Source organism: Streptomyces sp. NPDC004435, assembly GCF_042873895.1.
GTDB lineage: Bacteria > Actinomycetota > Actinomycetes > Streptomycetales > Streptomycetaceae > Streptomyces.
Window position 1 is genome coordinate 231,963 of the sequence record NZ_JBIAMB010000005.1, and the last position, 15,152, is coordinate 247,114.

Annotated in this window: 10 protein-coding genes; 6 read left to right on the plus strand and 4 right to left on the minus strand. The window is 73.6% G+C overall.

Going from position 1 to position 15,152, the window contains the following annotated elements; genetic code table 11:
- The first annotated feature begins 281 nt into the window (after positions 1 to 281).
- The 5 genes from ACFYT9_RS11130 to ACFYT9_RS11150 all read left to right on the plus strand — a co-directional run bounded on the left by ACFYT9_RS11130 (position 282) and on the right by ACFYT9_RS11150 (position 6,276).
- The gene (locus ACFYT9_RS11130; RefSeq protein WP_376604993.1) at positions 282 to 812 is read left to right on the plus strand and encodes a winged helix-turn-helix domain-containing protein; all 531 of its coding nucleotides are present in this window, start codon (positions 282 to 284) and stop codon (positions 810 to 812) included.
- A gap of 189 nt (positions 813 to 1,001) precedes the next feature.
- Positions 1,002 to 1,802 carry a tyrosine-protein phosphatase gene (locus ACFYT9_RS11135; protein WP_389162306.1) on the plus strand — a complete coding sequence of 267 codons (801 nt, stop codon included), beginning with the start codon at positions 1,002 to 1,004 and terminating at the stop codon, positions 1,800 to 1,802.
- A 65-nt stretch (positions 1,803 to 1,867) separates the two neighbouring features.
- The gene (locus tag ACFYT9_RS11140) at positions 1,868 to 3,994 is read left to right on the plus strand and encodes a hypothetical protein (RefSeq protein ID WP_389162308.1); all 2,127 of its coding nucleotides are present in this window, start codon (positions 1,868 to 1,870) and stop codon (positions 3,992 to 3,994) included.
- A 297-nt stretch (positions 3,995 to 4,291) separates the two neighbouring features.
- The gene (locus tag ACFYT9_RS11145; protein ID WP_376604886.1) at positions 4,292 to 5,176 is read left to right on the plus strand and encodes a metal-dependent hydrolase; all 885 of its coding nucleotides are present in this window, start codon (positions 4,292 to 4,294) and stop codon (positions 5,174 to 5,176) included.
- Positions 5,176 to 6,276 carry a PDR/VanB family oxidoreductase gene (locus ACFYT9_RS11150; protein ID WP_389162310.1) on the plus strand — a complete coding sequence of 367 codons (1,101 nt, stop codon included), beginning with the start codon at positions 5,176 to 5,178 and terminating at the stop codon, positions 6,274 to 6,276. Before ACFYT9_RS11145 ends, ACFYT9_RS11150 begins: the two co-directional genes overlap by 1 nt.
- Before the next feature lie 3 nt (positions 6,277 to 6,279).
- Here ACFYT9_RS11150 and ACFYT9_RS11155 read toward each other — a convergent pair whose 3' ends face one another.
- Positions 6,280 to 6,804 carry a hypothetical protein gene (locus tag ACFYT9_RS11155; RefSeq protein ID WP_389162312.1) on the minus strand — a complete coding sequence of 175 codons (525 nt, stop codon included), beginning with the start codon at positions 6,802 to 6,804 and terminating at the stop codon, positions 6,280 to 6,282.
- Between the two features lie 37 nt (positions 6,805 to 6,841).
- Here ACFYT9_RS11155 and ACFYT9_RS11160 point away from each other — a divergent pair, with 37 nt between their 5' ends.
- Complete coding sequence (locus ACFYT9_RS11160; protein WP_376604891.1) at positions 6,842 to 7,561, plus strand: TetR/AcrR family transcriptional regulator; 720 nt, start codon at positions 6,842 to 6,844, stop codon at positions 7,559 to 7,561.
- Here ACFYT9_RS11160 and ACFYT9_RS11165 read toward each other — a convergent pair.
- The 3 genes from ACFYT9_RS11165 to ACFYT9_RS11175 form a co-directional block, all read right to left on the minus strand.
- The gene (locus tag ACFYT9_RS11165) at positions 7,546 to 7,878 is read right to left on the minus strand and encodes a 5-carboxymethyl-2-hydroxymuconate Delta-isomerase (protein ID WP_387280411.1); all 333 of its coding nucleotides are present in this window, start codon (positions 7,876 to 7,878) and stop codon (positions 7,546 to 7,548) included. The two genes, ACFYT9_RS11160 and ACFYT9_RS11165, sit on opposite strands and share 16 nt — an antisense overlap.
- 101 nt (positions 7,879 to 7,979) lie before the next feature.
- Complete coding sequence (gene pulA / locus ACFYT9_RS11170; protein ID WP_389162315.1) at positions 7,980 to 13,277, minus strand: pullulanase-type alpha-1,6-glucosidase; 5,298 nt, start codon at positions 13,275 to 13,277, stop codon at positions 7,980 to 7,982.
- A gap of 68 nt (positions 13,278 to 13,345) precedes the next feature.
- Positions 13,346 to 15,070 carry a carbohydrate-binding module family 20 domain-containing protein gene (locus ACFYT9_RS11175; RefSeq protein WP_389162317.1) on the minus strand — a complete coding sequence of 575 codons (1,725 nt, stop codon included), beginning with the start codon at positions 15,068 to 15,070 and terminating at the stop codon, positions 13,346 to 13,348.
- Positions 15,071 to 15,152: the final 82 nt, after the last annotated feature.

A 15,152-nucleotide genomic window follows, 5' to 3' on the forward strand; every position in this document is an offset into this window, starting at 1 on the left:
GGTCCCGGGGCTGCCCGCCGGACTTCCCTCCTGGTTTAATAGGGATATGGCCAGCATGGAGCGGGACGAGAGCGCGCGGGGTCGCCATGACCTCGAACCGTTCTGGCCTTCCCGCCAGCACCACGACTTCGACCGGTGCTGTCGGCGCGTGAGGAACGCGCCGGCCCTCTAAAGCCCCGACCGGGCGGATTCCGGTCCCCGGCCTTCGGCCGCCGCGCATGACGCATGACGTACGACCTCCGGTCCGTCCCGCACCTCGCGCGAGAGAGCTGAGTCCTCCCATGGCCCACACCCAGGCTGCCGCCACCCCGCTTCCCACCGCCACCCGTCCCCGCCTGCGCGCCGTCGCCCCCGACGAGGTCGCCGGGCTCGCCCGGGTCGCCGACTTCCTGCCGCCGGGCGCCACGCTGCTGCCGGCCCCTCCGCACGCCCTGCCCACGCTTCCGGGCCGACCGCCGATGGTCGGCTATCTGGTGCTGCTCCCCGCCGAGCAGGAACCGCTCCCGCCCGCGCCGCCGGGCCCGGAGGCCGAGGGGCCGGTCGGGATCGACGGGGAGCGGCGGATCGCCCACGTCGACGGGCGTGCGCTCGACCTGACGTACCTGGAGTTCGAGCTGCTCGCCCACCTCGTGGCCCACCCGCACCGGGTGCACACGCGCGACCAGCTGGTGCAGACGGTGTGGGGGTACGGGCACGTGGGCGACGGCCGGACGGTCGACGTCCACGTCGCCCGGCTGCGGCGCAAGCTGGGCGCCGAGCACCGCCACACGATCCAGACCGTGCGGCGGGTCGGCTACAAGTACCTGCCCTGACCGTCTCCCGGGAGGCGGCGCTCCGCTTCGTCCTCGCCCTGACCACCAGGGCGGGGACGACCTCGGCGTCCGGCCGCGCGCCGGATGGCGGCGGCGGGGAGGGGGGTGAGCGGGGAGGGCTTGTGGTGCCGGGTCGTGGCGGGGCCGTTAACGTCGGGGGGAGCCCTGTCACGGGAGGAGACCCAGCCCATGGCCGCGATCGCCGCCACCTCCGTCGCCAATCTGCGGGACCTCGGCGGTCTGCCGCTGGGCGGCGGGCGTTCCGTACGGGCCGGGCTGGTGCTGCGGTCGGCGCAGCTCGACCGGCTGGAGCCGGAGGAGGAGGCGGTCGGCGGGCTGAAGATCCGTACGGTCGTGGACCTGCGGACGGCGGCCGAGCGGGCCGACCGGCCGGACCGGCTGCCCGACGGGGCCCGGGCGGTCGTCGCGGACGTGCTCGCCGACCACCTGGCGGCGAGCGGACTGCCGCCGGCCGCGCGACTCAAGGACCTGCTCGGCGATCCGGCGCTCGCGGAGCGGCACCTCGGCGGCGGACGGATCCTGGAGGCGATGCGGAGCACGTACCGCGCCTTCGTCACCAGTGACTCGGCCCGCGCCTCCTACCGGACGCTCCTCACCGAGCTCGGCACCCCCGGCGCGGGACCGCTGCTCTTCCACTGCACCGCGGGAAAGGACCGCACGGGCTGGGGCGCGACGGTGGTGCTCGCGCTGCTCGGCGCGGACGAGGCGACGGTGCGGGAGGAGTACCTGGCGGTCAACCCGGCGGTGCGGCAGGCGTTCGCGCCGATGATCGAGGGGTTCATCACCCAGGGCGGCGACCCGGATCTGGTCCTCGCGATGATCGGCGTCCTGCCGGAGTACCTGGACGCGGCGCTGACGGAGGTCGCGGACCGGCACGGCTCGATGGAGGCGTACGTACGGGACGGTCTCGGCGTCTCCGACGAGCTCGTCGCGCTGCTGCGGGAGCGGCTGACGGTGTACGCGGTGTGAGAGGCCGGCCCGGGACCCGAGGGGCTCCGGGGTGACCATCGGAAGAATCGCTCGTTCTGCTGAACGTGACCACCCAGGATCTCGTTCCGTCGCCCGTGGGCCCCGTCGACGTCGAGCAGGCCGAGGCCGCGCTCGTCGAGCGCTATCCGCGCCTCGTGCGCATCGCCTATCTGGTCCTGCCGCCGACGATGGGCCGCAACCGGCGGGTGCTGACCGCGCACGCGCTCGTCCAGCGCGCCCTGCCGCGACGGCGGGTGCCGGGGCCGGCCGTGCCGGACGCCCGGCGGCCCGAGGACGCGGTGGATCCCGGGTACGCGTACGTGCGGGGCGAGGTGCTGCGGCAGGCGCTGGTGGCCGCGCTGCCGCTGCGGCGGCTCGCGGTGCCGCGCCGGGCCCAGCTGCCGCCGCTGCTCCCGCAGGTGTGGGGGCTGCGGCTGTTCCCCCGCGCGGGCGGGGCGGACGAGCTCGCCCTCGACCAGCTGCTCGCGGGCCTCTCCGCGCCGGCCCGCGCCGCGTACGTGCTGCGCGGCCTGGAGCGGCAGGGCGACGCGGAGGTCCTCCGGGTGCTGGCCGCGGCCGGCGCCGAGGACCCGGCGGCGGCCCTCGCCGAACTGGCCGCCCTGGAGGAGGACGGGCCGGTCCCGGACGGGGCGCGGCCCGCTCCGGACCTCCCGGCCGCTCCGGGCGGCGGCGAGCGCCCCGCCCGCGTGGCCGAACAGGCCGGCCCGGGCCGGACCCGCGGCGGCGGCCGCGCCCCCGACGGCTCCCCCGGCTCCCCCGACCGCCCGGCCGGTCCCGAGGCGCCGGCCGCGCCCGCGCCCTCCGCCGGGGGGCGGATCAGCGGGGCCGCGCTGCTGGAGTCGGCCGAGTTCGACCCCTGCACGCTTCAGGCCCGGCCCGGCGACCTGCTGCGGCGGCGGCAGCACGGGCGGGCCGCGCTGGTGGGCGTGGCGGCGCTGCTGGTGTGCGGGGCGCTGCTCGGGCTGCCCGGGGACGGGTGGGGCAGAAACGGTGCTGCTGCGCCGAATTACGCCCGCAACCCCGCCGCCGAGGCCGCGCTCGACCCGGCGAAGGTGAAGCGGGTGACCGCGGCCGTGTGGCCGGGGGCGGTGCGCAGGGACTTCTCGGTGTGGCCGGTGCGCGGGGAGCTCGCCGGGGACGCGGGGCTGCTGCGGCGGGCGCTCGCCGTGTGGGCGCGGCCCGGCGGGGCGGTGGAGTCGTCGGCGACGCCGGGGACTCCCGTCGGGCCGCCGATGGGGCCGCCCCAACTCCTCTTCGCGGGGCGGGTGGACGCGGCCCGGGTGGTGCTCCTCCACGACGGGCTGCGGATCGTGCGGTACGCCGAGCCGGTGGAGGGGACGGCGGGCGCGGCACTCGACTTCGCCCGGACCGACGCGGCCGAGGGCCCCGGCGCCGCGGCGGTGGTCGTGACCCGCGCGGCCGGGAACGTGCGCTACCTGACCGCGCCCTGGGTGACCGGCGCCTCCGTACGGGACCTGCTGATGCCCGGCAAGGAGCCGTGGCCGCTCGGCCGGGACGCGCGCGGGGTGACCGACGCCCTGCCCAGCCCCGCGCAGGCGAAGGAGTGCGCGCGGTGGAACACCCTTCAGCTGAGGGACGGTTCCGGCAGCCGGCTTCTCGGCGACCTCGGCGAGCTGGTGCCCGCCCGGCTGCTGTGGGGCTCCCCCGACGCGCCCGTGGACGCGACCGGCCGCGAGGCGCGGGCGGCCTGGGCGCGGACGGCCTGCCAGCTGACCACGCTGCTCGGGCAGGGCGTGCGGTCGGCGCAGGCGTGGGCGTTCGCCCGGCAGACGCTGCCGGAGGGCGTGGGCCGGGCGACCTGGGTGTGCACCCGGGCGGAGACCTGGCGGGGCACCGGCAGCCGGGTCCTCGCCCAGTTCCTGCCGCCGGACCGGAAGGCGCCGGCCTCGCTCGCGGCCCGCGCCCAGGACGTCCCGGCGTGCGGGGCGCGCGAGCCGAGGGTGCTCGCCGGGGCGCTGTGGCAGGCACCGGGCGGCGGCTGGTACGTGCTGGCGGCGGGCGGCCCGGACGTCGCCTCGGTGGAGGTGACGGGCGGGGTGAAGGCCCGCGCCGAGGGCCCGGTCCTCGCCGCGGCGGCGCAGGCGGGCGCCCGCGCCGAGCTGAGCGCCACCCTGGAGGACGGCCGCCGGATGCCCGCGCTGAGGCAGTGACGGGGCGGCCCCGTCGGCGGGGGTGGCCGCGGCGGTACGAGACCCGGGACGGCGTACGGGCCACCGGCCGCCGGCCACAGCCGTGGAACCCTGGGGCCGGCAGGGCGTACCGGCGGCGGAGCAGGGGCCCGGGACGCCGTGTCCGTCGCGGTGGCGGCAGGCGCGGAGCGGCGCGCCGGTCCCGAGCCGTACCGGCGGCCGGGCAGGGGCCCGGAGCTGGGGCGCCTTGGCGTCGTGGGCCGAAAAAGGCGGTGCACGGCCCTGTCGCGCGTGTCTACTCCTCAGTACATTGACGACATGTCTAATACGCAGCCTGCACCGGTGGCGTCGGAACACGTCGAGCTCAAGGCCCGCAAGGTGGCCTTCGACTGGCAGGAGACCCCGCTCCACTGGGTTCCCGGCGACCCCTTCACCACGCACACGATCAACGTGCTGCACCTCCTGCTCCCGGCCGGCGAGCGATGGTTCGTGCACGTCTACCAGCAGGCGCTGCCGTACATCACCGACGACCGGCTGCGCGAGGACGTCATCGGCTTCATCGGGCAGGAGGCCGTCCACTCGCAGGCGCACGACGACGTCCTGCCGCACCTGCGCCGGCAGGGGCTCGACCCCACGCCGTACACCGCCCAGGTCGACTGGTTCTTCGAGAAGCTGCTCGGCGACCGGACGCTGCCGCCGGGCCGGGCGCGCCGCTGGTGGCTGATGGAGCGGGTCGCGATGATCGCCGCGATCGAGCACTACACCGCCTTCCTCGGCGACTGGGTGCTCAACGCCGAGGAGCTGGACCGGCGCGGCGCCGACCCGATGATGATGGACCTGCTCCGCTGGCACGGCGCCGAGGAGGTCGAGCACCGGGCGGTCGCCTTCGAGCTCTTCATGCACCTCGACGGCGGCTACCGCAGGCGCGCCCGCACCTGGGCGCTCGCCTTCTCAGCGCTGGTCTTCCTCTGGCAGCGCGGAGTCCGCTTCTTCCTGGAGAACGACCCCACCCTGCTCGACCCCAAGGCGTCCTGGGCGGACTTCTACCGCAGGGGCCGCGAGGGCGTGCTGCCGTCCACCCCGGCCATGCTGCGCTCGATACCCCGCTATCTGAGCCGCGCCTACCACCCCTCCCAGGAGGGCGACACCGCGCAGGCCGTGGCCTACCTGGCCGCCTCCCCCGGCGCCAACGGAGGCCGCTGATGCCCCGGTTCACCACCGTCGCCCTCGCCGCCGGCGCCGCGCTCCTCGTCCGCCGGGCGGTCCGCTCCCGGATGACGAGAGCCCCGCTCTGGCCGCTGCCCTCCCTGGAGGAGCCCGTCTCCGGGTACGGGCGCGGGGCGACCGTCCCGCGCCGGGTGCGCGTCACCGGGCGGGCCGTGCCCGCGCAAGGCGTCGTCGAACTGCGCCTGGAGGGCGAGCGGCTGCCGTCCTGGGAGCCGGGTGCCCACCTCGACCTCGTCCTGCCCTCGGGCCGGGTCCGGCAGTACTCGCTCTGCGGCGACCCCGCCCAGCCGGACGTGTACCGGATCGCGACCCGGATCATCGAGGAGGATCAGGGCGGCCGGGGCGGCTCCCGCGAGGTGCACGAACAGCTCCACGAGGGCGCCGAGATCGAGATCCGGGGCCCCCGCAACCGCTTCCCGCTGATCTCCTCCCCCGCCTACGTCTTCGTCGCGGGCGGCATCGGGATCACCCCGGTCCTGCCGATGGTGCGGGCCGCGGAGGCGGCGGGCGCGGAGTGGCGGCTGGTCTACTGCGGCCGGTCCCGCGCCACCATGCCGTACCTGGCGGAGCTGCTGCGGATCGGCGGGGAGCGGAGCGGGACGGAGGTCCCCCCGGCCGGGGGCCGGGAGCGGGTGACCGTGGTCGCGGAGGACGAGTCCGGGTACCCGGACCTGTCGTTCCTCGGCTCCGTGCCGGACGGGACGGCCGTCTACTGCTGCGGGCCCGAGGGGCTGATGGACGCCGTCACCGCCGCGATGCCGTCGGGCCGGTCCCCGCGCCTGGAGCGTTTCTCGGCGGTCGCCCCGGCCGACGGCACGCCCTTCGAGGTCGAACTCCGGCGCTCCGGGCGCACGGTGGCCGTCGCCGCCGACCAGTCGGTGCTCGCGGCGGTACGGGAGGAGGTGCCGGGCCTCATGTACTCCTGCACGCAGGGCTTCTGCGGCACCTGCCGGCAGACCGTCCTGGACGGCGAGGTCGACCACAGGGACGAGCTGCTCACCGACGCGGAGCGGGCGGACTCGATGCTGATCTGCGTCTCGCGCTGCGCCGGGAGGAAGCTCGTCCTGGACCTCTGAACGTCAGGGCAGGATCAGCCAGTCGAAGGCGAGGGCGGCCGCGAGGCCGCCCACCAGGAGCCAGGTGGCGAGACGGGTGCGGCCGTTGCGGGCGAGTTCGATGACGATGCCGCAGAGGATCATCGCCAGGCCGTAGACGCCGACGACGAGCACGGAGGTCCGGCTCGCAAGGCGGACCACCAGGATCACGCCCATCACCACGAGCAGGACCGAGGCGGCCGCCACGCGCAGCCGCCTCGCCTGCTTGGGGGTCATCCCGTCGACGGAGTCCTCGTCCCCCTCGTCCTCGTCCTCGTCCTCTTCGGCGTCGTCCTCGTCGTAGTCGTCGCCGTCCTCGTCGTCGGCGCCATCGGCGTCAGCGTCGGCGTCCTCAGCCGCGGCGTCGTCCTCGGCGGCGGCGGTGTCCTCTTCGACGCCCCCGTCCTCGCCCTCGCCGGCGTCCTCGTCCTCCACCGCCTCGTCGAGTTCGTCGGGCTCGTCGGCCACGGGGCTCGCTGTGGCCGGGGTGGACTGGTCGGAAGCGCTCATGGACGAGGAGCGTAACGGACCCCGATAGGCTGTTCGTATGACGACCGGTGTACGGCGCAGGATGGGCGTCGAGGAGCGCAAGCAGCAGCTGATCGGGGTGGCCCTCGAACTCTTCAGCAGCCGCTCCCCCGACGAGGTCTCCATCGACGAGATCGCCGCCGCCGCGGGCATCTCCCGGCCGCTGGTCTACCACTACTTCCCCGGCAAGCAGAGCCTGTACGAGGCGGCGCTGCGGCGCGCGGCCGACGAGCTCGCGGCCCGCTTCCTGGAGCCGCCGCAGGGCCCGCTGGGGGCGCGGCTGCTGCGGGTGATGGGCCGGTTCTTCGACTTCGTCGACGACCACGGGCCCGGGTTCGCGGCGCTGATGCGCGGCGGCCCCGCGGTGGGTTCGTCGACGACCAACGCGATGATCGACGAGGTGCGGCAGGCCGCGTACGAGCAGATCGTCGCCCACCTCGGGGTGGCGGAACCCTCGCCGCGGCTCGAACTGGTCGTGCGGTCCTGGGTGTCGCTCGCCGAGTCGACGGCGCTGCTGTGGCTGGACGGGCGGCGGGTGCCGCGCGCGGAGCTGGAGCAGAAGCTGGTGCACGACTTCGCCGCCCTGACGGCGGTGAGCGCGGTCTACGACGAGCAGGCGGCGAAGGTGCTGGCGGCGATCCTGGCGGAGGAGCCGGCGGACGGGCCGTTCGCGCAGCTGGTGGGCCGGCTCCTGGAGCTGGCCCCGGCCGCCGCCGTACCCGATCAGCGCTTGCGGTAGGAGTTCTCCAGGTCGCGCACCTCGACCGAGAGGCGGACGCCGTCCGTGGTCTTGAGGTGGCGGGGCAGCAGGTCGAGCACGGCCTCGGCGAGCCGGGCCTGGATCGCGTCGGTGCGTCCGAAGAGCAGGGCGATCTCCACGTGGACGACGACGTCCTCGGTCGACCCGTCGCCGACGACGGTCTCCTCCACCTCACGGAATCGGGTCTTGCAGGAGTCGAGCGCGGTGTCGACGGTCTCGACCAGCAGGGCGTGGAGGTCGAGCGCGAATCCGCGCCGGTCCAGGGGCGCGGAGTAGTCGACGGTGATCTGCGGCATGACGGTGTCTCCTGCTGGTACGGGGTGTCGGGCCACAGCTTTACGGCGCGGGCCCCGGCCGCACAAGTGGCGGCCGGGGCCCGTGCCCCTGAGGAGGAGCGTCAGCCGGTGGCCTTGAAGACGGCGACCGTGCGGGCCGGGACGGTGAAGGTGCCCGAACCGGTGTCGTACGAGGCCGTCCTGGTGACGGCGTCGGAGCCCTTCGCCTGGACCGGGTGGAGGGCGTGGGCCGTGCCGGCCAGGCCCGTGACCGTCTGCTTCGCCTCGCCCGGGGTCGCGTTGAACACGACCACGAGGTCACCGAGGCGCATGGTGATCACGCCCGGGGTCTCGCCCTCGCCGGAGAGCGGGAAGGAGAGCGCGGACTGCACCTGGCCGGCGGTCGCCAGGGAGAAGGCCGGCTCGGTGGTGCGGATCTTCTGGAGGTCCCGGTAGGCGGCGGAGGCTCCGTCGATCTGGGCGCAGCCGGCCGTCAGGTTCGGGTTGGTGAGGAGCGGCTTGCCGTAGCCCCACTTGGCCTTGTTGTCGGCGGCCGGCGGGAGGCCGATGCCGAAGCCGTTGCCGGCCCGGCAGTCCCAGTGGATCGAGTTGAACCAGTCGCCGCTGTCGTAGGAGTTGCGGTCGAGGGACTTGGAGCGGAGCAGGTCGGAGCCGGCCTGGGAGAGCGCCGGGCCCTGGGAGAGGTTGGCGGTGGCCATGGCGAGGACCTGCATGCGGGCCCGGTCGGCGGCGGAGGTGCCGGCCGGGAGCTTGAACGCCAAGGCGTCGTAGAGGGTCTCGTTGTCGTGGGCGTCGGCGTAGGCGAGGGCGTCGCCGGGGACGGCGGCGTAGCCGGCCGGGGAGCCGTTGTAGTCGACCTCGGAGCCCTTGACGGTGCGGCCGGAGGTGTCGGTGAAGGTGTAGCCGGCGAGGTTGCCGCTGAGGCCGACCTTGATGAGGTCCTGGTAGTGCAGGAGGCGGGCCTTCTGCTCGGCCGGGGTGCCGTTGGCGGTGGAGGTGTTGGGGTCGGTGTAGAGGCCGGAGGCGAAGCCCTGGACCCCGGGGTCCTCGTCGAAGGGGCCGCCGCCGCGGACCGCGTCGCGGGCCCGGTCGGAGAAGGTGGCGACTCCGGTGCCGGCCATGTTCTTCTGGGTGGCCTGGACGAAGCGGGCGTCGTCGGCGATCTCGCCGAAGTTCCAGCCCTCGCCGTAGAGGACGATCGCCTTGCCGTCGACGCCGTCCTTCGCGACGGTCAGGGCGTCGAGCGCCTTGCGGACGGCGAGGATGTTCTCCTTCGGGTGGTGGCCCATGAGGTCGAAGCGGAAGCCGTCGACCTTGTACTCCTTCGCCCAGGTGACGATCGAGTCCACGACGAGCTTGCCCATCATGGCGTTCTCGGGCGCGGTGTTGGCGCAGCAGGTGGAGGTGGCGACGGAGCCGTCGGCCTGGAGGCGCTGGTAGTAGCCGGGGACGATCCGGTCGAGCACCGACTTGTCGGACTGTCCGGCGGCGACGGTGTGGTTGTAGACGACGTCCATGACGGTGCGCAGGCCCTGCCCGTTGAGGGCCTGGACCATCTGCCGGAACTCGACCGTGCGGCGGGTGCCGTTCGGGTCGGTGGAGTAGGAGCCCTCGGGGACCGTGTAGTGCAGCGGGTCGTAGCCCCAGTTGTAGGCGTCCTTCGCGGCGGCCTCGGCGACGCAGGCCTGCTGCTCCTCGGAGTCGGGGGCGTAGACCTTCAGGTCGCAGGCGGGCGCGGTCTGGTCGGACTTCTTCTCGGGGACGGTGCCGATGTCGAAGGCCGGGAGGAGGTGGACGTAGGAGGTGCCGGAGTCGGCGAGGGCCTTGAGGTGCTTCGAGCCCTTGCTGTTCTTGTCGGTGAAGGCGAGGAAGGTGCCCTTGTGTGCGGAGTTCGCGGTGGGGTCGGCGATCGAGAAGTCGCGGACGTGGAGTTCCTGGATCTGGGCGTCGCGCAGCGGCACGGCGGCGGGCTTGCGCAGGCTCTTCCAGCCGGCCGGGGCGAGCTTGGGGTCGGTGAGGTCGACGACGAGGCTGCGGGCGGAGTCGGCGGTGAGGGCGGTCGAGTAGGGGTCGGTGACGCGGTTCTCGACGAGCTTCTGGACGGTGGGCGCCCAGACCTTCACGACGTACCGGTACGGCTTGCCGTTCCAGGACTTCGGGCCGGTTGCCGTCCAGACGCCGGAGGCGTCGTCGCGGCGCATGGGCAGGGTCCTGCCGTCGATCTCCAGGGCGACGGACCGCGCGGTGGGCGCCCACAGGGAGAGGGTGGGGCGGCCGTGCCGGTCGAAGACCGGTCCGAGGTCGGCCCGCACCGCCTTCTCGGCGTACAGGTCGTCGAGGACTCCGGCGGTCTGGACGCCGGTGGCGGCGAGGAGGGCGCCGTTGGCCGCGCGCTGGGTGGCGATCAGCTGGCCGCGCAGGGAGGAGCGGACGCGGTCGGCGTCGCGCGGGTCGACGGTGAAGGCCGGGTAGTCCTTCAGGTGCGGGAACTTCGCCTTCTGGGCGTCGGTGAGCGCGGCCTGGTTCAGCCGCAGCCACTGGCCCTCGCTGCTGAGGGCGCCGTCGGAGACGGTGATGCCGCCGTCGGGGGCGTACACCAGCTGCTGGCTGGTGGCGTCGTTCGTCTTCACCTTCCAGACGACGGTGTTCCGGTCGATCCACTGCGCCTCGGCCTTGGCCAGGTCGAGGGCGGGGGCGCCGCCGGAGGTCGGCAGGAGGTGCTTCGGCCGCCCGGCGAGGAGCCAGACCTCGTGGCCGGTGGCGGCCAGGTCGAGGGACTGGTCGGTGGGGAGGTCCTTCTGGTCGCCCTTGTGGAGGATGTACGAGAGGGAGGTGGCGCCCTCGGCGAGCGGCACCTCGTAGACGGCGCCGTAGGCGTCGACGCGGGTGGGCAGGAGGGGCTTGGACCAGTCGGTGGGCTGGGCGGCGCCGGTCCACAGGTGGAGGCCCCAGCCGTCGTAGTTCCCGTCCTCGCGCTGGTAGTGGAGGACGGCCTTGGTCTTGTCCTGCGGGGCGGGGGCCGGGTTCGTGTCGGACTGGCCGTCCTGGCCCTGGGTGATCCAGACCTCGCCGGTGCGGCCGAGGCTGATGGTGCGCTGCGGGCCGTCGGCGGTGCCGGCCTTCTCGACGGTGTACGGGACGGTGGAGGCGCCCTCGGGGAGCGTGACCCAGGCGAAGGCGCCGTGGGCGTCGCGGCCGGTGAAGGCGGCTTCCTGGCCGGCGGCCTTGAGGGTCCAGCCGTCGTAGTCGCCGTCCTCGCGCTTGTAGTGGACGATCGCGTACGGGCGCTCGACGGCGACCGGCTTCTCGGGGGCCGGGGGTGCGCCGGCGGTGGTGGCGGCGGTGGCGCTCGCGGTGCGTCCGGCGGTGTCGACGACGACGGCCTTGTAGCGCAGCGGGGTGCCGGCGGGGGCGGTGACGTGCTGGGTGACCTTGTAGGGGGCGTGGTCGGCGGTGCCGAGAGTCTGCCAGCGTCCGTTGCCGACCTGGGCGGCGAAGACGACCCGGTTCAGCCCGCCGCCGTCGACGTCGGCGCTGATCTCGACGGTGCCGGTGGAGCCGGCGGCGGGGGCGTCGAGGGTGACGGTGGGCTTCGCGGTGACGGCCGGGAGGGGCCGGTCGGCCTTGAGGACCAGGGTGGAGAGGGCGGGGACGGTGACGGTGACCTCGCCTCCCCGGGCGGTGACGGCGCCCTGGCCTCCGTACAGGGTGTGGAAGGAGGCGGAGTCGACGGGGACGGTGACGGTCCTGGCCTCGGTGGAGCTGTTGGCGGCGACGAGGTACTCGACGCGCTGCTTCGCGTCGGTGCGGGAGGCCGCGTAGACGGAGCCCTCGGCGTACCGCTGCCGCTGGATGCCGTCGCGGAGCGCGGGGTGTTCGCGGGTGAGCTTCGACAGGGCGGCGATCGACCGGTAGAGCGGGTGGCCGGTGTCGTACGCGTCGGTGGCGTGGGTGCGGTCGGTGCCGAGCCGGTCGTCGTCGAGGTAGTCGGCGACCTGGGAGGCGAAGAGGGTCTGGCGGGCGTCCTTGTCGCCGCCGGCGCCGGTGAAGCCCTGCTCGTCGCCGGAGTAGATCACCGGGTTGCCCCGGGAGAGGAACATCAGCTCGTTGGCGAGGGAGGCGCGGCGGAGGAGTTCGGCGTCGGAGGCGTTCGGGTTGTCCTGCTTCAGGAAGGTGCCGAAGCGGCCCATGTCGTGGTTGCCGAGGAAGGTGACCTGCTCGTAGGCGTTGGCCTTGTCGGTGGTGTAGCGGTAGTCGTCGGCGAAGACCTTGGCGAGGCGGTCGGCGCCGGCGCCCTGGGAGGCGAAGGCGCGGGCGGCGTCCTGGAAGGGGAAGTCGAGGGTGGCGTCGAGCCGGCCGCGGGTGACGTAGGGGGCGGTGACGGTGGTGTCGGCGGAGTACACCTCGCCGAACATGAAGAAGTCCTCGCGGCCCCGCTTCTTGGCGTAGGCGTCGAGCGCGGTGGCCCACTGGGTCCAGAAGTCGAGGTCGACGTGCTTGACGGTGTCGATGCGGAAGCCGTCGATGTCGAAGTCGCGGACCCACGTCTCGTAGATCCTCTTCATGCCCTCGACGACCTCGGGACGCTCGGTCCACAGGTCGTCGAGGCCGACGAAGTCGCCGTACTCGGCGGATTCACCCTGCCAGGTGGAGTCGCCGCGGTTGTGGTACATCTCCGGGTCGTTGAGCCAGGCCGGGACCTTGGTGCCGGCCTTCTCGACGGGGGTGTACGGGAAGGACTCCGCGTCCACCTTCCCGATCGCGGCGCGGTCGTCGAAGGGGCGCCCGTCCTTGTCGAGGTACGGGTAGGCGCCCTTGGGGCGGTAGCCGTACTTCTTCTCGGCGTAGTCGACGGTGTCGGCGGTGTGGTTGGTGATGACGTCGAAGAAGACCTTCATGCCCTTGGCGTGGGCGGCCTTGATGAGCTTCTTCAGGTCGTCGTTGGTGCCGAAGTGCGGGTCGACCTGGGTGAAGTCGGTGATCCAGTAGCCGTGGTAGCCGGCCGAGGCGTCCTTGCCCTCGCCCTGCACGGGACGGTTCTTGAAGATCGGCGCCATCCAGATGGCGGTGGTGCCGAGGCCCTTGATGTAGTCGAGGCGCTGGGTGAGGCCCTTGAGGTCGCCGCCCTGGTAGAAGCCCTTGTCGGTGGGGTCGAAGCCGGTGGCGGTGCGGCTGCCGGTGAGGCCGCCGCGGTCGTTGGAGGTGTCGCCGTTGGCGAAGCGGTCCGGGAGCACGAAGTAGAACTGCTCGCGGGTGAGGTCCTGGCGGGCCGGCTCGGCGGCGAGCGCCCGGTCGGACGGGGGCGCGGGCGGGCGGGGGGCGGCGGTGGCCGGGACGGCGGGCACGAGGGCCGCGCACAGGGCGGCGGCGAGCGCCACGGCCGTTCTCTTGGGTATCACGGGGGCTCCCTGGAGGTACGGGAAGAGGGGGCCGCCCCGGTCGGGGCGGCCCTGCGGAGGGAGGGGGCTCAGCTGCGGAAGGTGTCGTTCAGGACGACCTGGCCGGAGGCGGGGACGGTCGCGGTGCGGTTGGCACCGGACTCCCAGGTGACGTTCCCGGCGGCGTCCTTGCGGATGTACTTGTACTCGAAGGACGTTCCGGCGGGCAGGGCGACCTGAAGCTTCCAGACGGGGTAGGCGGCCGGGTCGAGCTTGAGGGCGGAGGCGGGGGCCCAGTTGCCGAGTTCGGCGCGGTTGCCGGTGACGTAGATGTTCTGGCCCATCACCGTGGTGGCGGTGGCGTTGAAGGCGGCGCCCGCGGTGGCGGGGGGCGTGGTCGGCGGGGTGGTCGGCGGGGTGGTGGGGGTGGTCCCGCCGCAGTTCACGGCGCCGGTGTGCAGGGCGACGGCGGTGTTGGCGCCCAGCGTGGCGGTGAACTGGCCGTTCGTGCCGACGGTGACCGGGGTGTTCGACTGGACGTCGCAGTAGGTGCCGGCCGGCAGGGAGGTCTGGAAGGCGCGGGTGAGCGGGGACGACTCGTGGTTGATCGCCACGTAGGCCTTGGACCCGCGGCCGAACGCGATCGCGTTGTTGCCGTTGTCCCACCACTGGGTGACGGTCTCGCCGCGGGCGGTGTTGCGGAAGGCGACCATGGAGGAGATCTCGCGCCAGGCGTGCTGGCACTTCCAGCCGTCGGCGTAACAGGCGTTCACCTGACCGCCGTTGGGCGGGCCGGCGTCCTTGTTGCTCCACTCGTAGCCGGAGTGGACGTCCGGGGAGCCGTAGGGCCAGGCGAGCATGAAGACGGAGGCGAGGGTGTAGTTCGCGCCGTCCTTGTAGGAGAGGGTGTCGCCGCCGCGCTCGGTGTCGTGGTTGTCGACGAAGACGCCGGACCGGTCGCCGGGCATGTAGCCCCAGGACTCGCCGAAGTTCTTGAGGTGGGCGAGCTTCTCGTTCTGGAGGACGCGCTTGAGGTCGCGGGCGTAGCGGAACTCCTGGACGTCGCCGCTGCCGAGGTACTCGCTCGGGGAGACGGCCTCGCCCGCCCCGAAGATGGCCTCGTGCTTCCAGTAGACGTTCGGGTTGCTCAGCCGGGTCTTGATGTCGGCGAGGTCGGCGGCCGGCATGTGCTTGGCGGCGTCGATGCGGAAGCCGTCGACGCCCAGCGAGAGGAGGTCGTTGAGGTATCCGGCGATCTTCCCGCGGACGTAGTCCTCGCCGGTGTCGAGGTCGGGGAGCCCCACCAGTTCGCAGTTCTGGACGTTCCCGCGGTCCTGGTAGTTCGAGATGGTGGCCCGGCAGTCGTCCATGTCGGCGCCGGAGTAGAGGCCGGGGTAGTCGTACTTGGAGAACGGGGTCCCGCCCGTTCCGGTGCCGGAGCCGTTGGCCATGTGGTTGATGACCGAGTCGGCTATCACCTTCACGCCGGCCGCGTGGCAGGTGTCGACCATGTTCTTGAAGGCGGCGCGGTCCCCGAGCCGGCCGCCGATCTTGTAGCTGACGGGCTGGTACGAGGTCCACCACTGGGAGCCCTGGAGGTGCTCCTGGGGCGGGGAGACCTGGACGTAGCCGTAGCCGGCGGGGCCGAGGCGGTCGGTGCACTCACGGGCCACCGAGGCGAAGTTCCACTCGAACATCACCGCGGTGACGTCCCTGGTCCCCGGCGGCGTCGCCTGGGCCGGGGCGTTCACCGTGACGGCCGCAGCGGCTCCCGCCACGAGGGCGAGTGCAGCGGCCACGGTCTTTCTTGCCATGCTTCCTCCTGTACGACGTCCCTGTCGCGTGCGAGAGCTGTTCGCAAGAAGTTGCCGAAACTCTCAGCAACTGTTTTCAGCC

Excerpts from the sequence above, each read along its gene's own strand:
- ACFYT9_RS11155 (WP_389162312.1), bottom strand. The coding sequence starts at position 6,804 with ATGAGCGCTTCCGACCAGTCCACCCCGGCCACAGCGAGCCCCGTGGCC.
- ACFYT9_RS11165 (WP_387280411.1), bottom strand. The coding sequence starts at position 7,878 with ATGCCGCAGATCACCGTCGACTACTCCGCGCCCCTGGACCGGCGCGGA.
- ACFYT9_RS11175 (WP_389162317.1), bottom strand. The coding sequence starts at position 15,070 with ATGGCAAGAAAGACCGTGGCCGCTGCACTCGCCCTCGTGGCGGGAGCC.
- ACFYT9_RS11130 (WP_376604993.1), top strand. The coding sequence starts at position 282 with ATGGCCCACACCCAGGCTGCCGCCACCCCGCTTCCCACCGCCACCCGT.
- ACFYT9_RS11160 (WP_376604891.1), top strand. The coding sequence starts at position 6,842 with ATGACGACCGGTGTACGGCGCAGGATGGGCGTCGAGGAGCGCAAGCAG.
- ACFYT9_RS11150 (WP_389162310.1), top strand. The coding sequence starts at position 5,176 with ATGCCCCGGTTCACCACCGTCGCCCTCGCCGCCGGCGCCGCGCTCCTC.
- ACFYT9_RS11135 (WP_389162306.1), top strand. The coding sequence starts at position 1,002 with ATGGCCGCGATCGCCGCCACCTCCGTCGCCAATCTGCGGGACCTCGGC.
- ACFYT9_RS11145 (WP_376604886.1), top strand. The coding sequence starts at position 4,292 with ATGTCTAATACGCAGCCTGCACCGGTGGCGTCGGAACACGTCGAGCTC.